This window comes from Acidovorax sp. FG60 (genome assembly GCF_057808995.1).
Window position 1 is genome coordinate 11,626 of record NZ_JBMDJC010000001.1, and the last position, 26,122, is coordinate 37,747.

Sequence of the window (26,122 nt, forward strand, 5' to 3'; positions counted from 1 at the left end):
TCAGATATCGATCTCGACCGCATCGCCATGCAACTCCATCAGCTCACGGCGCGCGGCGGCTTCGCCCTTGCCCATGAGCTTGGTGATGAGACCCTCGGTGGCGGCAAAGTCCATGTCGCCCAGCTGCACGGGCAGCAGGCGGCGGGTGTCGGGGTTGAGCGTGGTTTCCCACAGCTGCTCGGCGTTCATCTCGCCCAGGCCCTTGAAGCGGCTGATCTGGCACTTCTCTTTGGGCACACCGTCCTTGGCGCACTTGTCGAGGATGGCAGTCAGTTCGCCATCGTCCAGCGCATACATCTTGGCGGCGGGCTTCTTGCCGCGCGCGGGTACATCCACGCGGAACAGCGGCGGGCGCGCCACGTAGATGTGGCCCGCCTCGATGAGCTTGGGAAAATGGCGGAAGAACAGGGTGAGCAGCAGCACCTGGATGTGCGAGCCATCCACGTCGGCGTCACTCAAGATGCAAACCTTGCCGTAGCGCAGGCCGCTCAAATCCGGCGTGTCGTTGGGGCCGTGCGGGTCTACGCCGATGGCCACCGAGATGTCGTGGATTTCGTTGTTGGCAAACAGCCGGTCGCGCTCCACCTCCCAGGTGTTGAGCACCTTGCCGCGCAGCGGCAGGATGGCCTGGCTTTCCTTGTCGCGGCCCATCTTGGCGCTGCCGCCAGCCGAGTCGCCCTCGACCAGGAAGACTTCGTTGTGGGCGATGTCCTTGCTTTCGCAGTCGGTGAGCTTGCCGGGCAACACGGCCACGCCGGAGCCCTTGCGTTTTTCAACCTTCTGCCCGGCCTTCTGGCGCGTCTGCGCGGCCTTGATGGCCAGCTCGGCGAGCTTCTTGCCGTATTCCACATGCTGGTTCAGCCACAGCTCCAGCGCGGGGCGCACAAAGCCGCTGACCAGGCGCACCGCGTCGCGCGAGTTCAGGCGCTCCTTGATCTGGCCCTGGAACTGCGGGTCGAGCACCTTGGCTGAGAGGACATAGCTGGCGCGCGCAAACACGTCCTCAGGCAGAAGCTTCACGCCCTTGGGCAACAGGCTGTGCAGTTCGATAAAGCTCTTGACCGCATTGAACAGGCCGTCGCGCAGGCCGCTCTCGTGCGTGCCGCCTGCGCTCGTGGGAATCAGGTTGACGTAGCTCTCGCGCACGGGCTGGCCGTCTTCGGTGAAGGCAACACACCAGGATGCGCCCTCGCCTTCGGCAAAACTTTCGTTGTTGCGGTCGGCAAAACCTTCGCCTTCAAACAGCGGGATCACCGGGTCGCCGTTGAGCGTCTGCATGAGGTAGTCGCGCAGGCCGCCCTTGTACTGCCAGGTTTGCGTGTCGCGGGTTTTCTCGTTGACAAGCTGCACCGTCACGCCGGGCATCAGCACCGCCTTGCTGCGCAGCAGGTGGGTGAGCTCGCCCATGGGCAGCACGCTCGATTCGAAATACTTGGCGTCGGGCCACACTCGGACCGAGGTGCCCTGCTTGCGCTCGCCCGCCTCCAGCGGTCGGGCCACCAGGGGTTCGATCACGTCACCGGCCGAGAACACCAGGCGTGCCGCCTTGCCTTCGCGGTAGCTCGTTGCCTCCAGCCGTGTGGCCAAAGCGTTGGTCACACTCACGCCCACGCCGTGCAGGCCGCCCGAGAAGCTGTAGGCGCCGCCCTTGCCCTTGTCGAACTTGCCACCCGCGTGCAGCCGGGTGAACACCAGTTCGATCACCGGGGCGTTTTCCTCGGGGTGCATGCCAAACGGAATGCCCCGGCCGTCGTCCTCCACGCTGACCGAGCCGTCGGCATGCAGCGTGACGCGGATCTTCTTGCCGTGCCCGGCCAGCGCCTCGTCGGCCGCGTTGTCCAGCACCTCCTGAACGATGTGCAGGGGGTTGTCGGTGCGGGTGTACATGCCCGGGCGTTGCTTGACGGGCTCCAGGCCCTTAAGCACGCGGATCGAGCCTTCGGAATATTCGCTGGCGGATGCAGAAGACGGTTTGGCAGACATGGGGCGGATTGTAGTGCGGCAACGCAGCAATAGCTGGATATAAAACCAGCCCCACCTTCGCCCCTGCTACCAACTGTATTGGTCCCCGGTGTATCAGCACGTTTCACGCAATCTGGCTACATTCCTGCGCATGCATACGAATCCTCCCAAACTGTCCATGTTCCAGGTGCTGGCCTGCGGCGCGGCCATCGTGACCCTGTCGATGGGCATCCGCCACGGCTTCGGGCTCTGGCTCTTGCCCATCACCCAGGAGATGGGCTGGACGCGCCAGTCGTTCGCACTGGCAATTGCCATCCAGAACCTGTCCTGGGGCCTGATCGGCATTTTTGCGGGCATGGTGGCCGACCGGTTTGGCGCGTTCCGCGTGCTGATGGGCGGTGCCGTGCTGTACGGCCTGGGCCTGGCGGGCATGGCACTGTCGCCCACGCCCACGCTGTTTGCGCTGACGGCGGGCGTGCTGATTGGCGCGGCCCAGGCAGGCACCACCTACGCCGTGATCTACGGTGTGCTGGGGCGCCAGATTGCACCCGAACGCCGGTCCTGGGCCATGGGTGTGGCCGCGGCGGCTGGCTCGTTCGGCCAGTTCCTCATGGTGCCGGTGGAAGGCTGGCTGATTGCCGGATTGGGTTGGCAGCAGGCGCTGCTGGCGCTGTCCTTGATGGTGCTGCTCATCGTGCCGCTGGCCTTTGGGCTGCGCGAGCCCAACTTCGCGGGAGCGGCCCCGGTCAAGCGCGAGCAGACGATCCTGCAAGCGCTGGGCGAGGCGTTCCGCTACCCCAGTTTCAACCTGTTGATGGCGGGCTACTTCGTCTGTGGATTCCAGGTGGTGTTCATCGGCGTGCACATGCCCAGCTACCTCAAGGACCACGGCCTGTCGCCCCAGGTGGCCAGCTATGCGCTGGCGCTGATTGGCCTGTTCAATGTGCTGGGCACCTATGTGGCTGGCACGCTGGGCCAGCGCATGCCCAAGCGGTTCATCCTGGCTTTTATCTACTTTGCGCGGGCTGCGGCCATCAGCGTGTTCTTGCTGGTGCCGCTGTCGCCGCTGTCGGTGTATGTGTTCTCGGCGGTGATGGGCACGCTGTGGCTGTCTACCATTCCGCCCACCAACGCCACCATCGCGCAAATCTTTGGCGTGCAGCATCTGTCGATGCTGGGCGGCTTCGTGTTCTTCAGCCACCAGATCGGCAGCTTCCTGGGCGTGTGGCTGGGGGGCTATCTGTATGACGCGACGGGCAGCTACGATATCGTCTGGTACATCGCCATCGGCCTGGGTGTTTTTGCCGGGCTGGTAAACCTGCCGGTCCGGGAAAGCCCCATCCAGCGCGGCGCAGCCCAACCTGCCTGACCATCCCCTGCAAAGAACTTCTTCATGCCCACCGTCAGCGCATCCACCACCCCGCCCGGCAGCAGCGTGCCACGGGTATGGCGCTGGCTTGGCTGGATCACGGCGGTGGTGCTGTGCCTGACGGTGTTTGGCATGTACACGGTGCCGGACTTCATGGTGATGCTGGCCGACCAGATGTGGGCGTGCTTCTGAGCCCGCGCCTTCCTCTTTCAAGTTTTTTGGCCGCTAGCGCTTGATGGACAAGCGCTGATAGCTATATTTTCAATAGCATATGCACGGTAACGAAGCTCCCTCCGACTGGGTCCGCCGCTGGTCCCACCTGATTGCGCCGGGCAGCACGGTGCTCGACGTGGCTTGCGGCGCCGGGCGCCACCTGCGCTGGCTGCGCGGCCTGGGGCACTCCGTGGTGGGGGTGGACCGCTCTGCCGAGGCTCTGGCCGCTTGCGAGGGTCTGGGTGAACTGGTACTGGCCGACATCGAGAGCGGCCCATGGCCCTTTGCAGGCCGCCAGTTTGGTGCCGTGGTGGTCACCAACTACCTGTGGCGGCCCCTGCTGGCCACCCTGGTGGAAAGCGTGGCCCCAGGCGGTGTGCTGATCTACGAGACCTTTGCACACGGCAACGAAACTGTGGGCCGCCCGGCCCGGCCGGAGTTCCTGCTGCGGCCCGGAGAACTGCTGACCGCCTGCACGGGGCTGCGCACGCTGGCCTATGAAGACGGCTTCCAAAAAAACCCCGACCGTTTTGTGCAACGCATCACGGCCGTGCGGGAACTCCCGCCGCCTGGGGGACCCTCACGACATCTTCTGCCCATGTGGGCTAGTTAGAATGCTCTTTTACCGTTTACCACTGCGGACATGACCTCTTCCTCCGTCGCTCTCACCGGCAGCATCGTCGCCCTCGTCACACCCATGCACGAGGACGGTAGCGTGGACTACCCGGCCCTGCGCAAACTGATCGACTGGCACATTGCCGAAGGCACCGACTGCATCGGCGTGGTGGGCACCACGGGCGAGTCGCCCACCGTCAACGTCGAAGAACATTGCGAGATCATCCGCGTGGCCGTGGAGCAATCTGCCAAGCGCGTGCCCATCATGGCGGGCTGTGGCGCCAACTCCACCGCCGAAGCCATCGAGCTGGCCAAGTTCGCGCGCGGCGTGGGGGCCGACAGCCAGTTGCAGGTCGTGCCGTACTACAACAAGCCTACGCAAGAGGGCCAGTTCCAGCATTTCAAGGCGATTGCCGAAGCCACGGGCGACCTGCCCATCGTGCTGTACAACGTGCCCGGCCGCTCGGTGGCCGATATGCAACACGACACCGTGCTGCGCCTGACCCAGGTGCCCGGCATCATCGGCATCAAGGAAGCCACCGGCAACATCGAACGCGCCCAGTGGCTCATCCGCGACGTGCCCCAGGGCTTTGGCGTGTATTCGGGCGACGACCCGACCGCTGTGGCGCTGATGCTGTGCGGAGGCCACGGCAACATCAGCGTGACGGCCAACGTCGCCCCGCGCCTCATGCACGAACTGTGTGTGGCTGCCCTGGCGGGCGATGCACGCCGGGCCATGGAAATCCAGTTCAAGCTGATGCCGGTGCACAAGAACCTGTTTGTCGAAGCCAACCCCATCCCGGTCAAGTGGGCCATGGCCCGCATGGGCCTGTGCGGTGGCACGATGCGCCTGCCCATGACGCCGCTGACCACCAGCAACGAGGCTGTGGTCGAATCTGCGCTGCGCACCAGCGGCCTGATCTAATCCGGGCTGCGCCCGCTCCCCGAGACACTCTCCAAGGATTTCCGCGTGAAAGCTGCTACCACCCGCCTGAGCCTGCTGGCCCTTGCCATGGCCCTGTCTGCCTGTGCCGCCCTGGAGGGCGACAAGATCGACTACAAGAGCGCGACCAAAGGCTCGACCCTGGAAGTCCCGCCAGACCTGACCCAGCTGTCGCGTGATTCACGCTACAACGTCCCAGGCGGCGCCGTCTCGGCCGCCGCCATGCAGGCCGGCCAGGCTGCTCAGCCATCGGGCACCGCCAACGCCGCAGCCCTGCAACTGGGCGACGTGCGCATCGAGCGCGACGGCAACCAGCGCTGGCTGGTGGTCAACCGCCCGGCCGACAAGCTCTGGGAACCCGTGCGCGACTTCTGGCAGGAAAGCGGCTTCAACCTGGCGCAGGCAGACGCCAACGTGGGCATCATGGAAACCGACTGGGCCGAAAACCGCGCCAAGCTGCCGCAGGATTTCATCCGATCGACCCTGGGCAAGCTGCTCGACTCGCTGTACTCCACCGGTGAACGCGACAAGTTCCGAACGCGCCTGGAGCGCAACGCCAATGGCGGCACCGAGATCTACATCACCCACCGCGGCATGATTGAGGTCTACGGCAACGTTTCCAAAGACAGCACCGTGTGGCAACCCCGCCCCTCCGACCCGGAACTCGAAACCGAATTCCTGCGCCGCCTGATGGTCAAGCTGGGCGTGAGCCAAGAGCAGTCCAAGGCAGTGGCTGCAGCCCCCGCCCCACGCGCTCAGTCGGCCCGCATGGCCACGGTAGACAACAAACCCGTGGTCCAGCTTGACGAGGGTTTTGACCGCGCCTGGCGCCGCATCGGCCTGGCCCTGGACCGCACCGGCTTCACGGTGGAAGACCGCAATCGCAATGAAGGCACCTACTTTGTGCGCTATGTGGCGCCCAATGCCGAGAAGAAGGAGCCAGGGTTCTTCGGCAAACTCTTCAGCTCGTCCAACGCCACACCTCCACTCAAGTACCGCATCCTGGTGCGCAGCCAAGGGGAGTCCACCACGGTATCGGTGCTCAACGAAGCCGGCGTCCCCGAATCGTCCGCCAATGCCGAGCGCATCGTCCGCGTGATTGCCGACGATCTGAAATAAGCGACGAACCGCGCGCCTCTTCGCTCCCCCTGCCTGGGCCCGGGGCCCAGGCTACAGAGGTGCTGCGCGGCAAGCGCCTTCAACCACGACATGCTGCGTTTCAAGAACCTGGGTAGCGGCAGCACGGGCAATGCCACGGTGGTGGAAGGCAGCAGCGGCACACAGGTACGCCGCCTGCTGATCGATTGCGGATTCGGCATCCGGCAACTGCAGACCCGCCTGGCGCAAGCGCAGTTGCAGATCGAAGACCTGGATGCCGTCTTCATCACCCACGAACACTCGGACCACATCGGCTGTGCACTGGCCGTGGCCGTGCGCTACCGCATCCCGGTATGGATGAGCCAGGGCACCTACACCGCCCTCGGAGCCCCCGACTTTGATGGCATGCTGCGCATCGCACACGACATGCAGGCTCTGGACCTCGGCACCTTCAGCGCCCTGCCCTTCACGGTGCCCCACGATGCGCGCGAGCCGCTGCAGCTGCGCTGCTCGGACGGCGCATCCCACCTGGGCGTGCTCACCGACCTGGGCCACGCCAGCGACCATGTTCTGCAGCAACTACAAGGCTGCCATGCGTTGATGATTGAAGCCAACCACGACCCCGCAATGCTCGAAGCATCCCGGTACCCGACCTTCTTGAAACGCCGCGTCGGGGGACCGTATGGGCACTTGGCCAATTTTGCGGCAGCCGACATCCTGCGTGCCGTGCGGCACCCTGGCCTGCAGCGTGTGGTGGCCGCCCACTTGAGCGCACAGAACAATGCACCCGGCCTCGCTCAACAGGCGCTAGGCCTTGCACTGGAGTGGCCCGCCGAGGAAATCACCGTCGCCAGCCCAACGGTGGGAACGCCCTGGCTGGCAGTTGCAGGATGAAGTGACTCCGGTAACGCCGCAAACGACCAACTCCGGGGAAGGAAAACGCCCCAAAAAAGAAAAAGCCCCGACCTTGCGGTGCGGGGCTCTCGGTCGATAGCAGGTTTTGCAACCTGCTGCGGCCTGCAGCGAATTACTTGGCTGCGGAAGCGCCAGTAGCAGCGGTGGCAGCAGCGTCAGCGGCAGCCTTGGCAGCATCGGCAGCAGGTGCAGCAGCAGCCGAGGCAGCGTCGGAAGCGGCAGGAGCGGCTTCAGAAGCGGCAGGAGCTGGTGCGGGTGCTGGAGCTGGGGCTTCCACGGCAGCTGGTGCTGGAGCAGGAGCGGGCTCTTCCTTCTTGCCACAAGCGGCGAGTGCAGCAGCGGCGATCAGGGCGGCCAGAACGAGAGAGTTCTTCATTTCGATTTTCCTAGTTGGACAGACAGAATCTTGAAAAGCCACGGCGTCAGGCTTTTTGGAAGCCCCGGTACGCTTTGGCACAATGCGCTTGGCTTGCACCTTTTCGGCGCAGCCGCTGATTATATTGGTATTTAGTCAATACAGACTAACACTGACGAAACCTTTACGCCCAATTGACAAGGCGCACAGCGCGCATTTGGCTCATAACCCCAGCGTCGATGCGGGGAAACCGGGCGTGCTTTTGCTGCGCACCCACTCGTTGAGCGTCTCGCGCAGCAACACACGGCGATCTGGTTCAAAGCCTGCAACCCCCACGCACCGCTCCGGGTCCAGCCGTTGCATCACCCAGTGCGGGGACCACAATGCACTGGGAATATCCAGGGGATCAGCCGCCGGGCTGCGACGGCAATTGATGATGTGGTCCCAGGTGCCCCGCCAACGCACAAAACGCGCGTGCCGACGGATCACATCATCGTAGCTGCACGCCAGCATGGTGAAACGCCGACTTCCATGGGCCCAATCCTGCAAGGCCTCCACCACACTGCGTTCGCCCAGGGGCCAGTCATGGAAATTCGCATCGCTGATCACAATTTCCTTCCAGCCATCCCGGGCGGCTGTGGCAATCGCGTCGCGCACCATTTGCTGAAACACTTCACGGCTGCTGAAACGACCCACCGGGAGATCGGGCCGCGAATCGGCGGAACTGGCAGAAGTCTCGGTCATGGCGGTGTCTCCTGGCGTGCTTCGATCTATCCAGCCCAGACGTGGGCCCAGCCCGCATCACACCAGGACGACAGCAGTTCCAGCGCGTCGTCACTGGCGCGCGCAAGCTCGCGGGCGGTCAACTGACGTTCATCAGCCAGGCGGCGCATTAGCGTTGCATCGCGGCCTGCTGCGCGGTAGCTCTCGCCATTGATGAACACATGGTGCGTGTCGTACATCATGCGGCTGCGGCGGTCCAGGCGCACCCCTTCCAGCATCACGCCTGTATCGCCGGGTTCGAACCACACATTCGGCTTGGGCTCAGTCAGATACTCCCCCAGTGCGCGCTCCAAAACAAGGGGCTGCGCCAGTGCGCGGCTCAAAGCATCCCGCGCGAAGTCCTGCAAACCCGCCGGAATGGCCGCAGGTTGAGACACAGCTTCCTGCTGGGCATCGCGGTACAGCAGGGGCTTGTCTTGATCCGCAGCGTCCTCGGCCAGGCGCACCAACAATTCCTGGCCCAGTTCGGCGCGCGACGGCACCTTAAAGCCGATCGAATAAGTCATGCATTCGCCCTCGGCGATGCCATCGTGGGCATAACGCGGCGGCAGGTACAGCATGTCGCCCGGCTCCAGCAGGTACTCCTCTTCAGGCTCGAACTGCGCCAGCACTTTGAGGGGAATACCTTCGCGCAGCGTGAGATCCTTCTGGCGGCCAATGCGCCAACGCCGCGTTCCGTGGGCCTGCAACAGAAAGACGTCGTAACTGTCGAAATGCGGGCCCACACCACCGCCGTCGGACGCATAACTGACCATGAGGTCATCAAGCCGCGCCTCCGGCACAAACCTGAACTGCTGCATCAGCGCATGCACGGCGTCGTTGTGCAGGTCCACGCCCTGCACCAGCAAAGTCCAATCGGGCTGCTGGAGCGCAGGCAGGGCACGCCTTTGAAAGGGTCCATGGCGCAGCTTCCACGCCCCTTTGGCCATTTGCACGAGGCGGGACTCCACGCCCTCCCGGGAGGCCAGCGCGAACAGCTCCGACCGCAACACAGGAGGAGCAAACTGGGGAATGGCCTGGCGCACCAGCAAGGGCTTTTTCTGCCAATGGCGGCGCATGAACTGGGCGGGGGTCAGGCCACCGAGCAGGGTAAGGGGTTGCAGGATATCCATGGGAACTGGTCTGCCCCTTTGCGGAGCCGTTGGTCAAACTGCGACAATTCTCCTATGGAAATTACCCAACAATGTGTGGTCGCACTGACCTGGACCCTGAAAGACACCCTTGGCGAAGAACTGGATGTGCTCGACGATCCCGTAGAGTTTCTGGTGGGGGGCGACGACCTTCTACCCCGCATCGAAGAAGCCCTGCAAGGCCACGGCCCCGGTGCCACGCTGGCGTTGCACCTGGAGCCCGAAGATGCGTTTGGTGACTTCAACGACCAACTGCTGTTCCTGGAGCCACGCGATCTTTTTCCGGCAGAGATCGAAGAGGGAATGACGTTTGACGGCGCCGCGCTGCCCGAGGGCTGCAATCCCGATGCCCCCCGCACGGGGCTCTACACGGTCACGGAGATCTATCCGGAGCATGTGGTCCTGGACGGCAATCACCCGTTGGCGGGAATTGCGCTGCGCTTGCAGTTGACCGTACAGGCCGTGCGGGAAGCCACCGAAGAGGAAATTGGCCGGGGCAGCGCCGGCACAGGCTTTTTTCGGGTACAGCCGCAGGCGCCTGGCAGTAACCTGCTCCACTGAGCTGGGCGAAAGGAAGGCCCTGAACGGTTTTCAGAGCCTAGCCAAGCCCGAATGGTCGATTAAAGGCGTGAAATCTGGCCGTTGTACAGGCGTACACGGTCGCCAATGCGCAGATCGCCGGGGCTGCTTACGTCGTAGACGCGGTAGCCGCCGTGATCGAGTTGCACCGACAGGCGGTAGCCCTGTACTTCCTGGCTGTTGTTGCGACCTTCAATGGCATTGCCTGCTACTGCGCCTCCAACAATGCCCACGCCGGTTGCGGCGGCACGACCGGAGCCCTTGCCGATCTGGTTGCCCAGAACACCACCGACGACAGCGCCGATCACAGCACCAGCCCCGGAGGTCTGGCCTTGCGACCGCCCCTGCAGCACTTCGATATTGGAAACCCGACCGTACTCCGTGCCGGCCGGATTGTTCGGGTAGGCCGGCGCCGTTTGGTAGCCGCCCGAGTAGCCCCCCGAATATTGTGGCGCAGGGGCCGATCGGTTGTGGCCGCAGGCGGCCAACGAGCCCACAAGGACCACGGCGCCAACGATGGCGAAAGAACGGGTAATTTGCAGCATTTTCGTACTCCTAAAGTCAGGGGGTGCACACGGCTTGCAGGGAATCCGGCCTTGGTGCGCATACCTAGATTGGAACAACGCCCCAGCCCCCTGTCCCGTAGACGCAGGGGCTGCGCCTGCGTCAGTAACAAACCCATCCAAAGGTAAGCGGCGTCTTACAACCCCAACCTGCCACGACCCCATTCAGCCCGGTGCTCAGGCCTTCCCGGTTGACCCGTAGCCACCCTCGCCCCGCTCCGTCGCTGCAAACTCAGTCACCACATTGAACTGCGCCTGCACCACCGGAACGATCACCAGCTGTGCGAGCCGCTCCATGGGCTCCAACGTGAATGCGGTGCTGCTGCGGTTCCAGGCGCTCACCATGAGCTGCCCCTGGTAGTCGCTGTCAATCAGGCCCACGAGATTGCCCAGCACGATGCCATGCTTGTGGCCCAGACCCGAGCGCGGCAGGATCAGCGCGGCGTACCCGGGGTCTTTGAGGTAGACGGCAATGCCCGTGGGCACCAGTTGCCAGGCATTCGGCTGCAGGGTGAGCGGAGCATCCAGGCAAGCGCGCAGGTCCAGGCCAGCACTGCCGGGGGTGGCATAGGTGGGCAATTGGTCCGCCATGCGCGGATCCAGAATCTTCACGTCAATCTTCACGGCTATTTCTTCTTTCCAGTTGTGCGCTGCTGGGCCACTTGCCGCAGCCGCTCCTGCAAGGGCTCCACGCCAGACGCGGCCCCGAAGGCTGCGGATGATAGGGCCTTGGGAGCCACGTCGATCAAACGCCCCAACCCCCACCAGGTGGCCGCCATGACCGCGAGCCCCGGCAAAGACCCTTGACTGAACATGAACAGCGCCACCCCGTGCAAGGCAATCAACACCAGCAGCACGGCGCGCACCGCACGCACAACGCCCAGTAAAGGCTTCAGAACCAGAGCGAGATCCGGCGGACCGGACTGGGGCGCCGGGCGCACCCCACCCGCCCCAGCGGGCTTCTGGGCGGTGGTGGAGCCAGGGGCTGGAGCCTGTACACCTCTGGCAGGTGCAGGCGCGGTCAGCCGTTCCACGTAGCGTGCAAAGTCGCCATCGGGCGGCGTATCCCATTCAGGCTTGGTGGCACCAGTCTTCATACGGCCTCCCGGCAAAGACCTCTAGGAACCCACAGGGGACAACCGCGCCGCAATCTCCCCGATCAGCTGCTGGGCCAGCACCCGCTTGGAAGCCCGGGGCAGCTCGCGGTGCCCTTGGGCGTCCACCAACAGCAGGGCATTGTCATCCTGCCCAAAGGTGGCAGGGCCAATGTTGCCCACCAGCAGCGGCACCCCTTTGCGCGCACGCTTGGCCGTGGCGTGGGCCAGCAGATCATGGCTTTCAGCAGCAAAACCGACGCAAAAGAGATCACCCTCCAGGGCATGCGATGACTTCGCGACCATGGCCAGGATGTCGGGGTTTTCCACGAAACCCAGTGTCGGTGTCTGGCCCGATCCGTCTTTCTTGATTTTCTGGGAGGACTGGCTGGCGGGCCGCCAGTCCGCCACGGCAGCGGTGGCAACGAACACCGACGCCGCCTGCACATGGCGCTGTACAACCGCCAGCATCTCCTGGGCCGACTGCACATTCACACGCTGCACCCCACGTGGCGTGGGCACATGCACAGGCCCAGCGACCAAAGTGACTTCGGCACCGGCCTCGCGGGCCGCACGGGCAATGGCAAAACCCATCTTTCCGCTCGAGAGGTTGGTGATGCCACGCACGGGATCGATCGCCTCAAAAGTGGGCCCCGCCGTCACCAGCACCTTGCGCCCCGCCAGGACCTTGGGCGCGAAGAAGGCAATCAACTCTTCCAGCAGCTCCACAGGCTCAAGCATGCGGCCATCGCCAGTCTCGCCACAAGCCTGGTCTCCGTTGCCCACGCCCAGCACAAATGCACCGTCCTGCGCCACCTGGGCCAGATTGCGCTGCGTGGCCGGGTGCGCCCACATTTCGCGGTTCATCGCAGGGGCCAGCAACAGGGGCACGCGCTGAGCGGGACGCGCCAGGCACAGCAGGCTGAGCAACTCGTCCGCCCTGCCCTGCACCAGGCGCGCAATGAAGTCCGCACTGCAAGGCGCGATCAGGATCGCATCCGCGTCGCGGCTCAGGTTGATGTGGGGCATGTTGTTGGGCTCGCGCGCGTCCCACTGCGAGCCGTACACCGTGCGGCCAGACAGCGCCTGCATGGTGACCGGCGTGATGAATTGTTCAGCCGCCTCGGTCATCACCACCTGCACGGTGGCGCCCTCCTTGATGAGCTGGCGGCACAGATCGGCTGCCTTGTAGCAAGCCACGCCCCCACTCAGACCCAGAACAATGTGTTTGCCAGCAAGCTCATTCATGGCGCGAATTTAGCAGACGGGGGTGACCCTGCCCCCGGGGGTGTCGCCGGGGTGCCATCTATAATCCCAATTTCCCACCACCAAAAAAGACATGACCAAATTTGTCTTCGTCACCGGCGGTGTGGTGTCTTCCCTCGGTAAGGGAATCGCCTCAGCCTCCCTTGCCGCGATCCTCGAATCGCGGGGACTCAAAGTCACCCTCATCAAGCTTGACCCCTACATCAACGTAGACCCGGGCACCATGTCGCCATTTCAGCACGGCGAGGTTTTCGTGACCGACGACGGCGCAGAAACCGACCTGGATCTGGGCCACTACGAGCGTTTCATCGAAACGCGCATGAAGAAAACCAACAACTTCACCACGGGCAAGATTTACCAGTCCGTGCTGGAAAAGGAACGCCGCGGCGACTACCTGGGCAAGACCGTGCAGGTCATTCCCCACGTCACCAACGAAATCCAGGAATTCATCAAGCGCGGCGCCGGCATCGGCACGCCCGATGCCGTGGATGTGGCCATTGTCGAAATCGGCGGCACGGTGGGTGACATTGAATCGCTGCCGTTCCTGGAAGCCGTGCGCCAGATGAGCCTGCGCATGGGCCCAAACAACGCAGCCTTCGTGCACCTGACCTACCTGCCCTGGATCGCTGCAGCGGGGGAGCTGAAAACCAAGCCCACCCAGCACACCGTGCAAAAGCTGCGCGAAATCGGCATCCAGGCCGACGCCCTGCTGTGCCGCGCCGACCGCCGGATCCCTGAAGAAGAGCGCGCCAAGATCTCGCTGTTCACCAACGTGCCCGAATGGGGCGTGATCAGCATGTGGGACGTGGACACCATCTACAAGGTGCCCCGGATGTTGCACGAACAGGGCCTCGATGGCCTGATCTGCGACAAGCTGCGTCTGAACACCCCACCCACCAGCCTCAAGCGCTGGGACGACCTGGTGTACGAAACCGAACACCCCCAGGGCGAAGTCACCATCGCCATGGTCGGCAAGTATGTGGACCTGTCGGACAGCTACAAGTCCGTCAACGAGGCCCTGCGCCACGCGGGCATGCGCAACCATGTGCGCGTGAAGATCGACCATGTCGATTCCGAGACCATCGACAGCGCCGACGCGGCCGCCAAGCTCGCCAAATACGACGCCATCCTGGTGCCCGGCGGCTTCGGCCAGCGTGGCGTGGAAGGAAAGATCGCCACGGCGCAGTTTGCCCGCGAGCGCAAGGTGCCCTACCTGGGCATCTGCCTGGGCATGCAGGTGGCCACCATCGAATACGCCCGCCATGTGGCAGGCCTGGCCAACGCCAACAGCACCGAGTTCGACCCCACCACGCCCCACCCCGTGATCGCACTGATCACCGAGTGGAAGGATGCAGACGGCACCATCAAGAAGCGCGATGAAAACTCGGACCTGGGCGGCACCATGCGCCTGGGCGCGCAGAGCTCGGACGTGTCCAAGGACACGCTGGCCCACAGCATCTACGGCGACGTGGTGACCGAGCGCCACCGCCACCGCTACGAAGCCAACGTGAACTACCTGGACCAGCTGCGCAAGGCGGGCCTGGTGATCTCGGCGCTGACCCAGCGTGAAGAACTCACCGAAATCGTGGAGCTGCCGCAAACCGTGCACCCCTGGTTCATCGGCGTGCAGTTCCACCCCGAGTTCAAGTCCACGCCCTGGAACGGCCACCCGCTGTTCAACGCCTTTATCAAGGCCGCAGTGGAACACCAGCAAGCCGCAAAAAAAGCATAAGGGGACTCAAGCATGCAGCTGTGCGGATTCAACGTTGGCCTGGACCAGCGCTTTTTCCTGATCGCGGGCACTTGCTCCATTGAAGGCCTGGAAATGTCGCTCGATGTCGCAGGCCAGCTCAAGGAAGCCTGCGCGCCGCTGGGCATTCCGCTGATCTACAAGGGCTCGTTCGACAAGGCCAACCGCTCCTCCGGCACCAGCAAGCGCGGCGTCGGCATCGACGCTGGCCTCAAGATCCTCGATGAAGTGCGCCGCCAGCTGCAGCTGCCCATCCTGACCGACGTGCACGACACCTCGCACGTGGCCGAGGTGGCCAGCGTGGTGGACGTGCTGCAAACGCCTGCGTTCCTATGCCGCCAGACGGATTTCATCCGCGCGGTGGCGCAAAGCGGCAAGCCGGTGAACATCAAGAAGGGCCAGTTCCTGGCGCCCTGGGACATGAAGAACGTCATCGACAAGGCCCGGGCTGCAGCGGCCGAAGTTGGCCTGTCGGAAGACCGCTTCCTGGCCTGCGAGCGCGGTGTGAGCTTTGGCTACAACAACCTCGTGGCCGACATGACCAGCCTGGCCGAGATGCGCAACTCCGGTGCGCCCGTGGTGTTTGACGTCACCCACTCGGTGCAAAAACCCGGCGGCCTAGGTGCCGTGAGTGGTGGCGCGCGCGACATGGTGCCCGTGCTGGCCCGCGCCGGTGTAGCCGTGGGCGTGGCGGGCCTGTTCATGGAAACCCACCCCCGCCCTGCTGAGGCTTGGTCGGACGGCCCCAACGCCGTGCCGCTCAAGCACATGAAGGCGCTGCTCGAAACCCTGGTGGCACTGGATGACATCACGAAGAAAAGCGGATTTCTCGAAAACAACTTCAACTAACAGGACGACCCCATGCCCGCTGCCTACATCATCGTGGACATGAAAGTGTCCAACCCCGAACAGTACAAAGACTACATGGCGGCCGCGCCCACAGCCGTGAAGGCCCACGGTGGCGAATACCTGGTGCGCGGCGGAAAGTTCGAGACCCTGGAAGGCAACTGGACGCCCGCGCGCGTGGCGATGCTGCGCTTTCCCAGTTTCGATGCCGCCAAGGCTTTCTACGACGCCGAGCTGTACCGTGCCGCGCGCAGCAAGCGCGCCGGTGCGACCGAGTTTTTCAATATGGTGCTGGTCGAAGGCGTTGACGCCCCGGTCTGACCTCTATCTATCCAAAGGAAAAAAATGAGCGCAATCGTTGACATCGTAGGTCGCGAAATTCTGGACAGCCGCGGCAACCCCACCGTCGAATGCGACGTGTTGCTCGAATCGGGCGTGATGGGCCGGGCCGCCGTGCCGTCGGGCGCCTCCACCGGCAGCCGCGAAGCCATTGAAATGCGCGACGGCGACAAGAGCCGTTACCTGGGCAAGGGCGTTCTCAAGGCTGTGGAATACATCAACACCGAGATCAGCGAAGCCGTGCTGGGCCTGGACGCCTCCGAGCAGGCCTTCCTGGACAAGACCCTGATCGACCTGGACGGCACCGAGAACAAGAGCCGCCTGGGCGCCAACGCCATGCTGGCTGTATCGATGGCCGTGGCCCGTGCTGCCGCCGAAGAGTCCGGCCTGCCCCTGTACCGCTACCTGGGCGGCATGGGCAGCGTGCAACTGCCCGTGCCCATGATGAACGTGATCAACGGCGGCGCGCACGCCAACAACAGCCTGGACCTGCAAGAGTTCATGATCATCCCCGTGGGCGCTCCCACGTTCCGCGAAGCCGTGCGCTGGGGCGCCGAAGTGTTCCACGCGCTCAAGAAGATTCTGCACGACAAGGGCATCAGCACTGCCGTGGGCGACGAAGGCGGCTTTGCCCCCAGCGTTGAAAACCACGAAGCCGCCATCCGCCTGATCCTGCAAGCCATTGAAGCTGCGGGCTACACGGCGGGCGAGCAGATCGCCCTGGGCCTGGACTGCGCCGCGAGCGAGTTCTACAAGGACGGCCACTACGTGTTGGAAGGCGAAGGCGGCCTCAAGCTCACCGCCCAGCAATGGACGGACATGCTGGCGGCCTGGGTGGACAAGTACCCGATCATCAGCATCGAAGACGGCATGCACGAAGGCGACTGGGACGGCTGGAAACACCTGACCGAACGCCTGGGCGACAAGGTGCAACTGGTGGGTGACGACCTGTTCGTGACCAACACCAAGATCCTGAAGGAAGGCATCGACAAGCGCATTGCCAACTCGATCCTGATCAAGATCAACCAGATCGGTACGCTGACCGAAACCTTTGCCGCCATCGAGATGGCCAAGCGCGCAGGCTACACCGCCGTGATCTCGCACCGCTCGGGCGAAACCGAAGACAGCACCATTGCCGACATCGCCGTGGGCACCAACGCAGGCCAGATCAAGACCGGCTCGCTGAGCCGCTCTGACCGCATCGCCAAATACAACCAGCTGCTGCGCATTGAGGAAGACCTGGGTGAAATCGCTCAGTACCCCGGCCGCGCTGCGTTCTATAACCTGCGCTGATCCCCATCCAGCCCGAGCGAGCCATGGGCTCCCGCCTTGTGCCTGTGATCCTGCTGGCTCTGCTGGCAGCGCTGCACGCCCAGCTCTGGCTCGGGCGGGGCAGCGTGCCGCGCGTCAACGAGATGCAGCGGCAAATCGATGTGCAAAAGGCTGCCAATGACCAGGCCAAGCTGGCCAACGAGCGCTTGTCGTCCGAGGTGCATGACCTCAAGGAAGGGCTCGACATGGTGGAAGAAAAGGCGCGCAGCGAACTGGGCATGGTCAAGCCCAACGAGGTCTACGTGCAGTTCACGCCACGCTGAGTCCTTGTGTTCGCCCCTCCTGGGGTCAGTGCCCCGGCCCCCAAAAACTGCCCTTCGGATGTCTTGATGGTGGATTGGGGACGACACCCCACCTTCTGCCCCCCCTGCCACCGTGCCCTTCCCGCCCACCCTTGTTCTCCTCGGCGCGCCCGGCACCGGGGCCCAGGCGCTGCGCGATGCGCTCCACGCGCAACTTGCCCCCGGCTCCGCGCAAATTCTCTGCAACCCTGGCCTGCCCTCTGAGGGGGCCGTGGATGCCAGCCTGATTCTGCTCATGGGGCTGGATCTGCCCTGCCCCACCAGCGAGCGGGCCGCACAGGAAGCCGCCGATGCACGTTTGCGTGCGGATCTGACCCAGGTGGGTATGGGCTATCGCGTTGTGTATGGCCACGGTGAGCAGCGCATTGCCAATGCGCTGAATGCTATAAAAAACATAGCTTCTAGTACATACCCATCAAGCGCCAGAGGCAATTTCGATTCAGATTCTGGCTCCAGTACCCGGACAGCGCCCCGCCTGCGCGCCTGGAACTGCGAAAAATGCAGTGATCCCGAATGCGAACACCGACTCTTCACTGCACTGATGGGGCGGGACACGGGCTCCACCTAAAACCCGCGACCCGAGGCATATCCCCAAAAAACGTGGAGGGGATGGAGGTAGAGGGATGAGATCAGGCCTGCTGCACCAGACCGCGCTTGAGCTCCTTGAGCAGCAGCACCACTTGGCTGGAGCCATAGCGGTAGCCGCCATGGAGCACCTGCACGGCCTTGTCCCACTCGCCCTGCTGGGCCAGCTCCACCAGCATCGCGGCCTGTTCGTGGAAATACTGGTGGCGTGCCATCAGCACCGCATACGCAGGCTGGTCGCCCAGCAATTCACCGCCCACCCCATGCAGCCAGCGCCCGAGGGCACCCCGGTCACTGCGGCGCACCTCCGCAGGGTCCAGACCCTCGGTGGTACGGCCTTCCAGGTAGTCCATGAGATGGGTTTTCCAGCGCTCGTGGGCATTGATGGCGGCGTCGATGTCGAGGGCCGCCAGCACGGTGTCCGCGCGCAGCGAATCCTGCGTGCCGGAAGCCCGGCTGCTGTCGCACAGCTCCAGGGAAGGCACAGCCTCTTGCCCCCGGGCACCCCCAAACACACGGCGTAGTAACCCCATAGCTCCTCTTGCACTTGCAGCACCACACCAAGAAAGCGGTGCGACTGCGGGCCTGCCCCTGGGGTGGCCTTGCAGAGAACCTGCCGTGTGGAAGGCGACATCTTAGGGGCGCACAGCGTGATAAAGCGCGTGCGATTGTCAACGATGGTCATCCGCCCGGCACGTCGGCTGGCCCGTGGAGCGCAGGCAGCCGTGGCTGCGACGGGCGCCGGAAGACCTACCAGATGCCCTACTGGATGCCGGAGGGTCCGGGCGGCTGGCTGACGGTGGGTGGCACAAAAATCTGCGCGGCATCGACCGCGTCAAAGCGGTACTGCTGCCCGCAGAACTCGCAGCCCACCTCGATGTCTTCGCGTTCGGAGAGGATGCTCTCGGCTTCTTCGACGCCCAGGTTGCGCAGCATGTTGCTCACACGTTCACGGCTGCAGGTGCAGGCAAACCGCGGGCCGCTGGCGCCCTGCTGGGGCTCGAAGCGCAGCAGCTTTTCCTCCCAGAACAGGCGGCGCAGGATGGTGTCCACGTCCAGGTTCAGCAGCTCTTCGCGCGTGAGGCTGGCAGCCAGGTGGGCGATCCGGTTGTAGTCTTCGTTGTGGCCGATCTGGTCTTCGTTCTCGCGGTGCGTGAGGCCTGCGGCCAAATTGCCCTCGCCCTTGATCGGCATGCGCTGGATCAACAGGCCCGCAGCCACCTGGTCATTGGCGCCCAGCACCAGGATGGTGTCCAGCTGCTCGGACTGCAGCATGTAGTGCTGCAACACGTCGGACAGGCGCTCCAGCTTCTCGTGGCGGTCGCCATACAGCGGCACCACGCCCTGGTAGGGCTGCTGGCCCGGGTGGCGGTCCTTGGGGTCGAGCGTGATCGCGCAGCGGCCGCCACCGCCCACATTCACCATCTGGCTCAGGGCTGCGCCCTCTGGCACCTCGCTGTTCACGGTCGCCGTGGCTCGCAGGCTCAGGTCCGACTGCACTTCGGCCACGGCGAGCTTTACGGGGCCATCGCCAAACACCTGCAACACCAGCGCGCCGTTGAACTTGATGTTGGACTGCATGAGCACACCGGCGGCGGCCATCTCGCCCAGCAGCTCGCTCACGGGCGCAGGGTAGGCCCCCGTGCTGGTGTTGCTGGCGCGGCGGCGCAGGATTTCGGTCCAGGCATCGGTCAGGCGCACGATCATGCCGCGCACGGGCAGGCCATCGAAAAGAAACTTGTGGAGTTCAGACACGCAGGGGTTCCAGGAGAAAAGTGGACGGCAGCAACGAAAAAAGTGGCCGCCGCTCAGGCGAGCTTGTGCAGGCCGTTGTGATAGCGGCGCGCGTTGTCGATGTAGTGCTGGGCGCTCTGGCGCAGGCCTTCGATCTGCTCGGGGGTCAGTTCGCGCACTGCCTTGGCAGGGCTGCCGATGATCATGGAGCCATCCGGGAACTCCTTGCCCTCGGTCACCAGCGCGCCCGCGCCCACCAGGCAATGCTTGCCGATCTTGGCGCCGTTGAGCACCACGGCGCCAATGCCGATGAGCGATTCGTCGCCGATGGTGCAGCCGTGCAGCATGACCTGGTGGCCCACCGTCACACGCTCACCCACCACCAGGGGCTTGCCGATGTCTGCATGCAAGACACTGGCATCCTGGATGTTGGAGCCAGCGCCGATGGTGATCGTCTCGGTATCGCCGCGGATCACCGTGCCGAACCAGACGCTGGCGTCTTCGCCCAGCACCACATTGCCCATCACTTGGGCACTGTCCGCCACCCAGGCCGATGCCGCCAACTGGGGCACCATGCCATCGAGTTCGTAAATCGCCATGCACCACTCCAAAAAAGAGGAAAGGCCAGCGTTTGCACAGGCCCAGGGAAGTCGCCAGACGTTACAAAGCGTGCGCCGTGTTCCGCATGGCAGGGCCTAGAATTGTAAGGATGGAGCTTCGCCACCGTGCACTGCAGGTCTTGTGCCTTGCAGACCCTGAACAAAAAGCGGCCGCAGTGCTTGACCTGCAAGCGCAATCAGCTACTCTTTCGATAGCAGAACAATCCCCCACTCCCCCATCCGACGCCAGTGCACTGCCTGGCCGTCCCGAGCGGCCGGAGCTGCTTCGCCATACCGACGTCGCCCGCCGTTCGCCGGCCACTCCACAGGGGCGCGCCATTCTGATCCACGCCATTGCGCACATCGAGTTCAACGCCATCAATCTGGCACTCGACGCGGTATGGCGCTTTGACGGCATGCCCCGCAGCTACTACACCGACTGGATGCTGGTCGCTGGGGAAGAGGCCCGGCACTTTCGCCTGTTGCGCGATCACCTGCGCCGCCAGGGCCATGACTATGGCGACTTCCCGGCCCACCAGGGCCTGTGGACGATGTGCGAGAAGACCCAGCACGACATCCTGGCCCGCATGGCGCTGGTGCCGCGCACCCTGGAGGCGCGCGGGCTGGACGCCACGCCGCAGATTCAGGCCAAGCTGCGCCAAGTGGGCACGCCCGATGCGCTGGCCGCCGTGGGTATTCTCGATACCATCCTGCGGGACGAGGTGGGCCATGTGGCCATCGGCAACCACTGGTACCGCTGGCTGTGCGAGCGCCAAGGGGTAGACCCTGAAGCCCACTATGGCACCCTGGTCAAGCAGTACGAAGCCCCCCGCCTGAAACCCCCGTTCAACGAAGCCGCCCGCCGCAAGGCCGGGTTCACTGACAACGAGCTGCGTTGGCTCCAGCAGATCTGACATGGCTTGCGCAAAACAAGGCTCCGTCAAGCGGCCAATCCCAGGGCGAGAAGGCTGGCGCATCCCAATGTATGCAAGCCCTGTCTGAATTCCTGGTTACAGCGCGCGCCCGCAGCGGCTCCTACAATTTGCCGCGCCAGCCCCGCCCGCTGACACTGGCCCCTCTTTCTTCGATACTCCCTCCATGACTTCACCCACTGCCCCCGGCACTCCCACCGCACCGCCCTCCGGCAACCAGTCCTCGGTCGCCATGATCGCGCGGCAGGCCATCGTGAATGCGCAGCAGGTGGTGGTCGGCTATGAGCTGTTCAACCGCTCGCGCAGCGGCGCCGCACACACGGCCGCCACCGACGTGATCCTGGTCTTCACCGCCCTTTCGCACGCTGGCACTGAAGAGCTGGTGGGCAAAAAGCTCATCTTCGTGAACTGCACGCATGAAAGCCTTTCCGGTGGCCACCTCGAACTCGTGGAGCCCGACAAGGTGGTGCTCGAAATTCCTCCACTGGGCCACACTGCGGCCGAAGAAGTCGCCACGCGCCTGCCTATCTTGACCGAGCTGCGCGACCGGGGCTTTCACCTGGCGTTCAACCACACGGTGTTGCAGTCCGCGTATGCCCCGTGGTTGCCGCTGGCGGACTACATCAAGCTGGATCTTTCGGTACTGGCGCCCGACCAGCTGGCCGTGCTGATCAGCTACGCCGGGCGCCACTGCCAGGCCGAACTGATCGCGGAAAAAGTGGAAACTGCTCAGCAGTACGACATGGTCTCCAGCCAGGGCGTGCAGATGTTCCAGGGCTACTGGTTCGCACGGCCCGCGCTGGTCGAGGCCAAGCTGCTGACCCCGTCGCAGGCCAGCATCATTGAACTCATCAACCAGGTGCGCAAACAGGCCAGCACCGATGACATCGAAGAAACGCTCAAGAAAGACGCTGGCCTGGCCTTCAACCTGATGCGGCTGATCAACTCGGCAGGTTTTGGCCTGTCGCGCGAGATCACGTCTTTCCGCCAGGCCGTGATGCTCATGGGCCTGAAAAAACTGTTCCGCTGGGCAGCGCTGCTGCTCACTGCCTCGCGCACGGGCGGCACCCCATCGTCTGTGGGCCAGACCGCCGTGGTGCGGGGCCGCCTCATGGAACTGCTGGCGCTCGAAACCCTTCCGCCCGAAGAAGCCGACCAGGCCTTCGTCGTAGGCATCTTCTCGCTGCTGGACGTGATGCTGTCCATGCCCATGGAATCCGCGCTCGGCCTGCTCAACGTGCCTGAGCCCGTGGCGGCGGCGCTGCTGCGGCGAGAAGGCTTCCTGGGAGACCTGCTGACCCTGGCCGAAGCCTGCGAATCCAGCGACGATGTGGTGTTCGACCGCACGGCGGGCCTGCTGCACCTGACCAGCCAGCAGATCAACTTTGCGCACCTGCAAGCCCTGGCCTGGGCGGACCAACTCACCGACTGAAGCTCACATTGATTGATAGGCGCACGCCACGTGCAGGTCTAGAATCATTGCAGACCCCAGCACATCACTCCAGCAGACCCCATGTCGACCACACCTGAACAAGACGCCCCCGAAGCTGCATCGCCTGCGGTTGACCCTGTAGACGAGAACATCGCCATCATTGCGCGCCAGGCCATCGTGGACGAATCCCGCGCTGTCTATGGCTATGAGCTGTTTGACCGGTCTACCGCCTCCGACGCTCACACAGCTGCCAGCGACGCTGCCCTGCTGTTCAACGCCCTGTCGTACGCCGGCACCGAGGCCCTGGTCGGCAAGAAGACGGTGTTCATCAACTGCACGCATGACAGCCTCTCGGGCGGCCACCTGGAACTGATCCACCCCGAAAAGGTGGTGCTGGAAGTCCCCCCTCTACCCGACGGCGCCACGCCCGAGGAGATCGAAGGCCGCATTCCCACGCTGGAAGCCCTGCGCACGCGCGGTTTTCGCCTGGCATTCGACCAGCAGGCCCTCAAGCGCGCCTACACCAGCTGGTTGCCCATGGCCTCCTTCATCAAGCTCGACATGCAGGCCTTCAAGCCTGAACTGGCTGGGCCGCTGGTCAAGTTCTCCACCACCCACAGCAAGGCCACGCTGGTGGCCGAAAAGGTGGAAACCGCCGAACAGTACGAGCTGATGCGCGGCCTGGGCGTCAAGCTCTTCCAGGGCTACTGGTTTGCCCAGCCTTCGCTGGTGAAGGCCACCACCATCCGCCCCTCGCAGGCTACGATCATCCAGCTCATCAACCTGGTGCGCAAACAGGCCAGCACGGCCGAGATCGAAGATCTGCTCAAGAAAGACCCCACGCTGTCTTTCAACCTGCTGCGCTTCATCAACTCCTCAGGTTTTGGTCTGTCGTGCGAGATCACCTCGTTCCGCCATGCGGTGATGATCCTGGGCCTCAAGAAGCTGTTCCGCTGGGCGGCCTTGCTCATGACCACGTCCCGCGCCGGCGGCGCGCCCCCAGCCGTGGGCCAGACCGCCGTGGTGCGCGGCCGCCTGATGGAGCTGCTGGCCGCCGAGCTGCTGCCACCCGAAGAATGTGACAACGCCTTTGTGGTGGGCGTGTTCTCGCTGCTGGACACCATGCTGGGGGTTCCGATTGAAAAGGCGCTCGAATCCGTGGCCCTGCCCGAGCCCGTGATGGACGCCCTGCTGCGCGGTACCGGTGTGTTCGCGCCCTTCCTGGAACTGACCAAGGCCTGCGAAAGCGGCGACGAAGTGGCCTTTGCCAAGAACGCCGATGCGCTGCACCTGTCCAACCGCCAGGTCAACTGGGCCCACCTGCAGGCGCTGACCTGGGCCGAGAGCCTCAACGAAGACTGATTCGTCCCAGAAACACCTTTGCCGGTACGGGCCCTGGTCATCCAGGGCCCGTGGTTTTTCAGGCGGTCATTGATTTCCCTGGATGCCCGCCGCGCGGATGATGCGCGCGTTGTTCTCCGACTCCTGCGCAATCTGGCGCGCGAATTCGGCAGCCGTGCCGCCGGTCGGCACGTTGTCCGTGGCTTCGAGCTTGTTGCGGATGTCGGGCAGAGCCAGCGCCTTGTTCACCTCGGTATTGATGCGCTCCAGCACGGCCACTGGCGTCTGCGCTGGCGCATAGATGCCAAACAGTGAAGACAGGTTGGCAGCAGGCTGGCCCAACTCTGCCAGCGTGGGCACCTGGGGCAGCGAGTCGAGTCGCGCTGGTGCGCCCACCGCCAGCAGCTTGAGCTTGCCCGCCTTGATGTGCTGCAGCACGGCAGGGCCCGCGTTGGTGGACAACACCTCGTACTGGCCGCCCAGCGCGTCGTTCATCTGCTGGCCGCCGCCCTTGTAGGGGACATGGGTGATCTGCACCTGGCTTTTGCCCATGATCTGCTCCAGCATGATGTGGCCCAGCGACGCCTGCCCCGAGGTCGCCCAGCGCACAGCCCCCGGCTTGGCCTGTGCGGCGGCGATGAGGTCCTTGAAATCCGCCGCCTTGCTGGCGGAAGTGCCCAGCAGCAGCACGGGTGAATACATCACGCTCACGACCGGCGCAATGTCCTTTTGGGGATCGAACGGCGACTTGCCCAGGTGCGGATTGAGCGCCAGCGGGCTCACCGCCGCAAAGCCCAGGGTGTAGCCGTCGGGAGCCGCCTTGGCCACCGCGTCCACGCCCAGGCTGCCACTCGCACCGGCCTTGTTCTCGATGACCACGGGGGTGCCGAGTTGCACAGCCAGCTTGTCGGCCAGCGCTCGGGCCACCGTGTCGCTCACGCCGCCGGCGGGGTAGGCCACCACGATGCGAATCGGTTTGGCCGTGGGCCAGGCCTGCGCCATGGCCAGGGTGACCGTGCTCAGCAGCAACGCGCCGACAAATAGTTTTTTCATGAATGTTTCCTTGGGTGAAAGGGCGTGTATCCGCAGGGGCACCACAACCAGGGCGCCTGCGCTACCCGCGCGGATGGTGTTGCGCATGAAGCGATTTGAGCCGCTCGCGCGCCACGTGGGTGTAGATGGTGGTGGTGGAAATATCGGCGTGGCCCAGCAGCAACTGCACCACCCGCAAATCTGCACCGTGGTTGAGCAGGTGCGTGGCGAACGCGTGCCGCAGCGTGTGGGGCGACAGTGGCACGGTGATGCCCGCCACCTGCGCCCATTTCTTCACGATGACCCAGAACATGACCCGCGTCATGCCGCTGCCCCGCTGGGTGACGAACAGGTCGTCTGTCTGCTGCCCGCCCAGGATGGCGCTGCGGCCCTCCTGCAGGTAGCGGTCCAGCCACTGGCGGGCCACTTCGCCAAACGGCACGAGCCGCTCCTTGCTGCCCTTGCCCATGACCCGCAGCACGCCCTCGTTCAGGCCTAGCTGAAAGGTCTTGAGTGTGACCAGCTCCGTCACGCGCAGGCCGCTGGCGTACATCAGCTCCAGCATGGTGCGGTCACGCAGCCCGAGCGGGTTGCCGACGTCTGGCGCATTCAGCAGGGCTTCCACCTGCGCCTGCGACAAGGTCTTGGGCACGCGCAGGGGCTGGCGTGCTGCCTGCAGCCGCACCGTGGGGTCGACCGTGATGCGCCGCTCCCGCAGCGCCCAGTGAAAGTAGCGGCGCAGCACCGTGAGGCGCCGGTTGGCAGACGTAGCGCGGGTCTGCGCATGCCGGGCGGCGAAGTAACCCTGCAGATGGTGCTCGGCCGTGCCGTCCAACGCCTGCGGAGGCTGCTGGTCGGCCAGCCACTGCGCGTACAGCGTCAGGTCACGCCGGTAGGCGGCCAGCGTGTTGCGCGAAAGCCCGTCCTCCAGCCAGAGGGCGTCCACAAAGGTGTCGATGGCGGTCAGGCTGGTGGCAAGCATGCAAAAAACGATAGCACGTAAAAAAGCCGCC

The 26,122-nt window shown here is 64.2% G+C and carries 29 protein-coding genes; 16 read left to right on the forward strand and 13 right to left on the reverse strand.

Annotated elements, in window-relative coordinates:
* On the reverse strand, positions 1 to 1,983 hold the full coding sequence (locus ACODS0_RS00050; protein WP_488831894.1) for a DNA topoisomerase IV subunit B: 1,983 nt from the start codon (positions 1,981 to 1,983) through the stop codon (positions 1 to 3).
* 130 nt (positions 1,984 to 2,113) lie between these two features.
* Here ACODS0_RS00050 and ACODS0_RS00055 point away from each other — a divergent pair, with 130 nt between their 5' ends.
* From ACODS0_RS00055 to ACODS0_RS00080, 6 genes are all read left to right on the forward strand, one after another.
* Complete coding sequence (locus tag ACODS0_RS00055; protein WP_176886538.1) at positions 2,114 to 3,331, forward strand: MFS transporter; 1,218 nt, start codon at positions 2,114 to 2,116, stop codon at positions 3,329 to 3,331.
* 24 nt (positions 3,332 to 3,355) lie between these two features.
* The gene (locus ACODS0_RS00060; RefSeq protein ID WP_488831897.1) at positions 3,356 to 3,523 is read left to right on the forward strand and encodes a hypothetical protein; all 168 of its coding nucleotides are present in this window, start codon (positions 3,356 to 3,358) and stop codon (positions 3,521 to 3,523) included.
* A gap of 79 nt (positions 3,524 to 3,602) precedes the next feature.
* Positions 3,603 to 4,157 carry a class I SAM-dependent methyltransferase gene (locus tag ACODS0_RS00065; RefSeq protein WP_121505840.1) on the forward strand — a complete coding sequence of 185 codons (555 nt, stop codon included), beginning with the start codon at positions 3,603 to 3,605 and terminating at the stop codon, positions 4,155 to 4,157.
* A gap of 30 nt (positions 4,158 to 4,187) precedes the next feature.
* A complete protein-coding gene (dapA, locus tag ACODS0_RS00070; protein ID WP_121505839.1) occupies positions 4,188 to 5,084 on the forward strand; it encodes a 4-hydroxy-tetrahydrodipicolinate synthase in 897 nt (298 codons plus the stop codon).
* A gap of 45 nt (positions 5,085 to 5,129) precedes the next feature.
* Entirely contained in the window at positions 5,130 to 6,221 is a 1,092-nt protein-coding gene (bamC, locus tag ACODS0_RS00075) for an NlpB/DapX family lipoprotein (protein ID WP_082437569.1), read from the forward strand.
* A gap of 90 nt (positions 6,222 to 6,311) precedes the next feature.
* Complete coding sequence (locus ACODS0_RS00080) at positions 6,312 to 7,094, forward strand: MBL fold metallo-hydrolase (RefSeq protein ID WP_488831901.1); 783 nt, start codon at positions 6,312 to 6,314, stop codon at positions 7,092 to 7,094.
* 133 nt (positions 7,095 to 7,227) lie between these two features.
* Here the strand turns inward: ACODS0_RS00080 and ACODS0_RS00085 are convergent, their stop codons facing one another.
* The 3 genes from ACODS0_RS00085 to ACODS0_RS00095 form a co-directional block, all read right to left on the reverse strand.
* On the reverse strand, positions 7,228 to 7,491 hold the full coding sequence (locus ACODS0_RS00085; RefSeq protein ID WP_081474651.1) for a hypothetical protein: 264 nt from the start codon (positions 7,489 to 7,491) through the stop codon (positions 7,228 to 7,230).
* Between the two features lie 201 nt (positions 7,492 to 7,692).
* Entirely contained in the window at positions 7,693 to 8,214 is a 522-nt protein-coding gene (locus ACODS0_RS00090; protein WP_121420674.1) for a hypothetical protein, read from the reverse strand.
* A gap of 26 nt (positions 8,215 to 8,240) precedes the next feature.
* Positions 8,241 to 9,365, reverse strand: coding sequence for a JmjC domain-containing protein (locus tag ACODS0_RS00095; RefSeq protein ID WP_488831906.1), 1,125 nt, complete (start codon positions 9,363 to 9,365; stop codon positions 8,241 to 8,243).
* A 54-nt stretch (positions 9,366 to 9,419) separates the two neighbouring features.
* Between ACODS0_RS00095 and ACODS0_RS00100 the strand changes: the two genes are divergently transcribed.
* Positions 9,420 to 9,944, forward strand: a complete 525-nt coding sequence (locus ACODS0_RS00100) for an FKBP-type peptidyl-prolyl cis-trans isomerase (RefSeq protein ID WP_121420676.1) — start codon at positions 9,420 to 9,422, stop codon at positions 9,942 to 9,944.
* A gap of 59 nt (positions 9,945 to 10,003) precedes the next feature.
* Here the strand turns inward: ACODS0_RS00100 and ACODS0_RS00105 are convergent, their stop codons facing one another.
* The 4 genes from ACODS0_RS00105 to coaBC all read right to left on the reverse strand — a co-directional run bounded on the left by ACODS0_RS00105 (position 10,004) and on the right by coaBC (position 12,867).
* Positions 10,004 to 10,507, reverse strand: a complete 504-nt coding sequence (locus tag ACODS0_RS00105) for an outer membrane lipoprotein (RefSeq protein WP_121505834.1) — start codon at positions 10,505 to 10,507, stop codon at positions 10,004 to 10,006.
* A gap of 195 nt (positions 10,508 to 10,702) precedes the next feature.
* Entirely contained in the window at positions 10,703 to 11,149 is a 447-nt protein-coding gene (gene dut / locus ACODS0_RS00110; RefSeq protein ID WP_121505833.1) for a dUTP diphosphatase, read from the reverse strand.
* A 2-nt stretch (positions 11,150 to 11,151) separates the two neighbouring features.
* Positions 11,152 to 11,622, reverse strand: a complete 471-nt coding sequence (locus ACODS0_RS00115; RefSeq protein ID WP_228899421.1) for a hypothetical protein — start codon at positions 11,620 to 11,622, stop codon at positions 11,152 to 11,154.
* Between the two features lie 21 nt (positions 11,623 to 11,643).
* Positions 11,644 to 12,867: a bifunctional phosphopantothenoylcysteine decarboxylase/phosphopantothenate--cysteine ligase CoaBC gene (coaBC, locus tag ACODS0_RS00120; RefSeq protein ID WP_488831911.1), complete on the reverse strand. Its 1,224-nt coding sequence runs from the start codon at positions 12,865 to 12,867 to the stop codon at positions 11,644 to 11,646.
* A 91-nt stretch (positions 12,868 to 12,958) separates the two neighbouring features.
* Between coaBC and pyrG the strand changes: the two genes are divergently transcribed.
* The 6 genes from pyrG (at position 12,959) to ACODS0_RS00150 (ending at position 18,022) form a co-directional block, all read left to right on the forward strand.
* The gene (pyrG, locus tag ACODS0_RS00125; RefSeq protein WP_108496941.1) at positions 12,959 to 14,617 is read left to right on the forward strand and encodes a CTP synthase; all 1,659 of its coding nucleotides are present in this window, start codon (positions 12,959 to 12,961) and stop codon (positions 14,615 to 14,617) included.
* A 12-nt stretch (positions 14,618 to 14,629) separates the two neighbouring features.
* Positions 14,630 to 15,484: a 3-deoxy-8-phosphooctulonate synthase gene (gene kdsA / locus ACODS0_RS00130; protein WP_121420680.1), complete on the forward strand. Its 855-nt coding sequence runs from the start codon at positions 14,630 to 14,632 to the stop codon at positions 15,482 to 15,484.
* Positions 15,485 to 15,496: 12 nt separating this feature from the next.
* The gene (locus tag ACODS0_RS00135) at positions 15,497 to 15,802 is read left to right on the forward strand and encodes a DUF1330 domain-containing protein (RefSeq protein WP_488831914.1); all 306 of its coding nucleotides are present in this window, start codon (positions 15,497 to 15,499) and stop codon (positions 15,800 to 15,802) included.
* A gap of 24 nt (positions 15,803 to 15,826) precedes the next feature.
* Positions 15,827 to 17,113, forward strand: coding sequence for a phosphopyruvate hydratase (eno, locus tag ACODS0_RS00140; protein WP_108626910.1), 1,287 nt, complete (start codon positions 15,827 to 15,829; stop codon positions 17,111 to 17,113).
* 23 nt (positions 17,114 to 17,136) lie between these two features.
* The gene (locus ACODS0_RS00145; protein WP_121420682.1) at positions 17,137 to 17,415 is read left to right on the forward strand and encodes a septum formation initiator family protein; all 279 of its coding nucleotides are present in this window, start codon (positions 17,137 to 17,139) and stop codon (positions 17,413 to 17,415) included.
* 112 nt (positions 17,416 to 17,527) lie between these two features.
* Positions 17,528 to 18,022, forward strand: a complete 495-nt coding sequence (locus tag ACODS0_RS00150) for a hypothetical protein (RefSeq protein ID WP_488831918.1) — start codon at positions 17,528 to 17,530, stop codon at positions 18,020 to 18,022.
* Positions 18,023 to 18,083: 61 nt separating this feature from the next.
* Here the strand turns inward: ACODS0_RS00150 and ACODS0_RS00155 are convergent, their stop codons facing one another.
* The 3 genes from ACODS0_RS00155 to ACODS0_RS00165 form a co-directional block, all read right to left on the reverse strand.
* A complete protein-coding gene (locus ACODS0_RS00155; protein WP_121420683.1) occupies positions 18,084 to 18,572 on the reverse strand; it encodes a CZB domain-containing protein in 489 nt (162 codons plus the stop codon).
* Between the two features lie 229 nt (positions 18,573 to 18,801).
* Positions 18,802 to 19,794: an Hsp33 family molecular chaperone HslO gene (gene hslO, locus ACODS0_RS00160; protein ID WP_488831921.1), complete on the reverse strand. Its 993-nt coding sequence runs from the start codon at positions 19,792 to 19,794 to the stop codon at positions 18,802 to 18,804.
* A gap of 53 nt (positions 19,795 to 19,847) precedes the next feature.
* Positions 19,848 to 20,372, reverse strand: coding sequence for a gamma carbonic anhydrase family protein (locus ACODS0_RS00165; RefSeq protein ID WP_121420685.1), 525 nt, complete (start codon positions 20,370 to 20,372; stop codon positions 19,848 to 19,850).
* 110 nt (positions 20,373 to 20,482) lie between these two features.
* On the opposite strand from ACODS0_RS00165, the gene ACODS0_RS00170 reads away from it, so the two are divergent.
* The 3 genes from ACODS0_RS00170 (at position 20,483) to ACODS0_RS00180 (ending at position 24,098) form a co-directional block, all read left to right on the forward strand.
* Complete coding sequence (locus ACODS0_RS00170) at positions 20,483 to 21,286, forward strand: ferritin-like domain-containing protein (RefSeq protein ID WP_488831923.1); 804 nt, start codon at positions 20,483 to 20,485, stop codon at positions 21,284 to 21,286.
* A gap of 184 nt (positions 21,287 to 21,470) precedes the next feature.
* Positions 21,471 to 22,736, forward strand: a complete 1,266-nt coding sequence (locus ACODS0_RS00175) for an EAL and HDOD domain-containing protein (protein WP_121505827.1) — start codon at positions 21,471 to 21,473, stop codon at positions 22,734 to 22,736.
* 81 nt (positions 22,737 to 22,817) lie between these two features.
* Positions 22,818 to 24,098, forward strand: coding sequence for an EAL and HDOD domain-containing protein (locus tag ACODS0_RS00180; RefSeq protein ID WP_218300615.1), 1,281 nt, complete (start codon positions 22,818 to 22,820; stop codon positions 24,096 to 24,098).
* A 66-nt stretch (positions 24,099 to 24,164) separates the two neighbouring features.
* Here ACODS0_RS00180 and ACODS0_RS00185 read toward each other — a convergent pair whose 3' ends face one another.
* Together ACODS0_RS00185 and xerD are read right to left on the reverse strand one after the other, a co-directional pair.
* Positions 24,165 to 25,130: a Bug family tripartite tricarboxylate transporter substrate binding protein gene (locus tag ACODS0_RS00185; protein WP_488831927.1), complete on the reverse strand. Its 966-nt coding sequence runs from the start codon at positions 25,128 to 25,130 to the stop codon at positions 24,165 to 24,167.
* A gap of 61 nt (positions 25,131 to 25,191) precedes the next feature.
* On the reverse strand, positions 25,192 to 26,091 hold the full coding sequence (xerD, locus tag ACODS0_RS00190) for a site-specific tyrosine recombinase XerD (protein WP_121505825.1): 900 nt from the start codon (positions 26,089 to 26,091) through the stop codon (positions 25,192 to 25,194).
* Positions 26,092 to 26,122: the final 31 nt, after the last annotated feature.

Bases quoted from the DNA above. Each gene is read 5' to 3' on its own strand.
- ACODS0_RS00050 (WP_488831894.1), bottom strand. From the start codon at position 1,983: ATGTCTGCCAAACCGTCTTCTGCATCCGCCAGCGAATATTCCGAAGGC.
- ACODS0_RS00055 (WP_176886538.1), top strand. From the start codon at position 2,114: ATGCATACGAATCCTCCCAAACTGTCCATGTTCCAGGTGCTGGCCTGC.
- ACODS0_RS00060 (WP_488831897.1), top strand. From the start codon at position 3,356: ATGCCCACCGTCAGCGCATCCACCACCCCGCCCGGCAGCAGCGTGCCA.
- ACODS0_RS00065 (WP_121505840.1), top strand. From the start codon at position 3,603: ATGCACGGTAACGAAGCTCCCTCCGACTGGGTCCGCCGCTGGTCCCAC.
- dapA (WP_121505839.1), top strand. From the start codon at position 4,188: ATGACCTCTTCCTCCGTCGCTCTCACCGGCAGCATCGTCGCCCTCGTC.
- ACODS0_RS00080 (WP_488831901.1), top strand. From the start codon at position 6,312: ATGCTGCGTTTCAAGAACCTGGGTAGCGGCAGCACGGGCAATGCCACG.
- ACODS0_RS00085 (WP_081474651.1), bottom strand. From the start codon at position 7,491: ATGAAGAACTCTCTCGTTCTGGCCGCCCTGATCGCCGCTGCTGCACTC.
- ACODS0_RS00090 (WP_121420674.1), bottom strand. From the start codon at position 8,214: ATGACCGAGACTTCTGCCAGTTCCGCCGATTCGCGGCCCGATCTCCCG.
- ACODS0_RS00095 (WP_488831906.1), bottom strand. From the start codon at position 9,365: ATGGATATCCTGCAACCCCTTACCCTGCTCGGTGGCCTGACCCCCGCC.
- ACODS0_RS00100 (WP_121420676.1), top strand. From the start codon at position 9,420: ATGGAAATTACCCAACAATGTGTGGTCGCACTGACCTGGACCCTGAAA.
- ACODS0_RS00105 (WP_121505834.1), bottom strand. From the start codon at position 10,507: ATGCTGCAAATTACCCGTTCTTTCGCCATCGTTGGCGCCGTGGTCCTT.
- ACODS0_RS00115 (WP_228899421.1), bottom strand. From the start codon at position 11,622: ATGAAGACTGGTGCCACCAAGCCTGAATGGGATACGCCGCCCGATGGC.
- coaBC (WP_488831911.1), bottom strand. From the start codon at position 12,867: ATGAATGAGCTTGCTGGCAAACACATTGTTCTGGGTCTGAGTGGGGGC.
- pyrG (WP_108496941.1), top strand. From the start codon at position 12,959: ATGACCAAATTTGTCTTCGTCACCGGCGGTGTGGTGTCTTCCCTCGGT.
- kdsA (WP_121420680.1), top strand. From the start codon at position 14,630: ATGCAGCTGTGCGGATTCAACGTTGGCCTGGACCAGCGCTTTTTCCTG.
- ACODS0_RS00135 (WP_488831914.1), top strand. From the start codon at position 15,497: ATGCCCGCTGCCTACATCATCGTGGACATGAAAGTGTCCAACCCCGAA.
- eno (WP_108626910.1), top strand. From the start codon at position 15,827: ATGAGCGCAATCGTTGACATCGTAGGTCGCGAAATTCTGGACAGCCGC.
- ACODS0_RS00145 (WP_121420682.1), top strand. From the start codon at position 17,137: ATGGGCTCCCGCCTTGTGCCTGTGATCCTGCTGGCTCTGCTGGCAGCG.
- ACODS0_RS00155 (WP_121420683.1), bottom strand. From the start codon at position 18,572: ATGGGGTTACTACGCCGTGTGTTTGGGGGTGCCCGGGGGCAAGAGGCT.
- ACODS0_RS00165 (WP_121420685.1), bottom strand. From the start codon at position 20,372: ATGGCGATTTACGAACTCGATGGCATGGTGCCCCAGTTGGCGGCATCG.
- ACODS0_RS00170 (WP_488831923.1), top strand. From the start codon at position 20,483: ATGGAGCTTCGCCACCGTGCACTGCAGGTCTTGTGCCTTGCAGACCCT.
- ACODS0_RS00175 (WP_121505827.1), top strand. From the start codon at position 21,471: ATGACTTCACCCACTGCCCCCGGCACTCCCACCGCACCGCCCTCCGGC.
- ACODS0_RS00180 (WP_218300615.1), top strand. From the start codon at position 22,818: ATGTCGACCACACCTGAACAAGACGCCCCCGAAGCTGCATCGCCTGCG.
- ACODS0_RS00185 (WP_488831927.1), bottom strand. From the start codon at position 25,130: ATGAAAAAACTATTTGTCGGCGCGTTGCTGCTGAGCACGGTCACCCTG.
- xerD (WP_121505825.1), bottom strand. From the start codon at position 26,091: ATGCTTGCCACCAGCCTGACCGCCATCGACACCTTTGTGGACGCCCTC.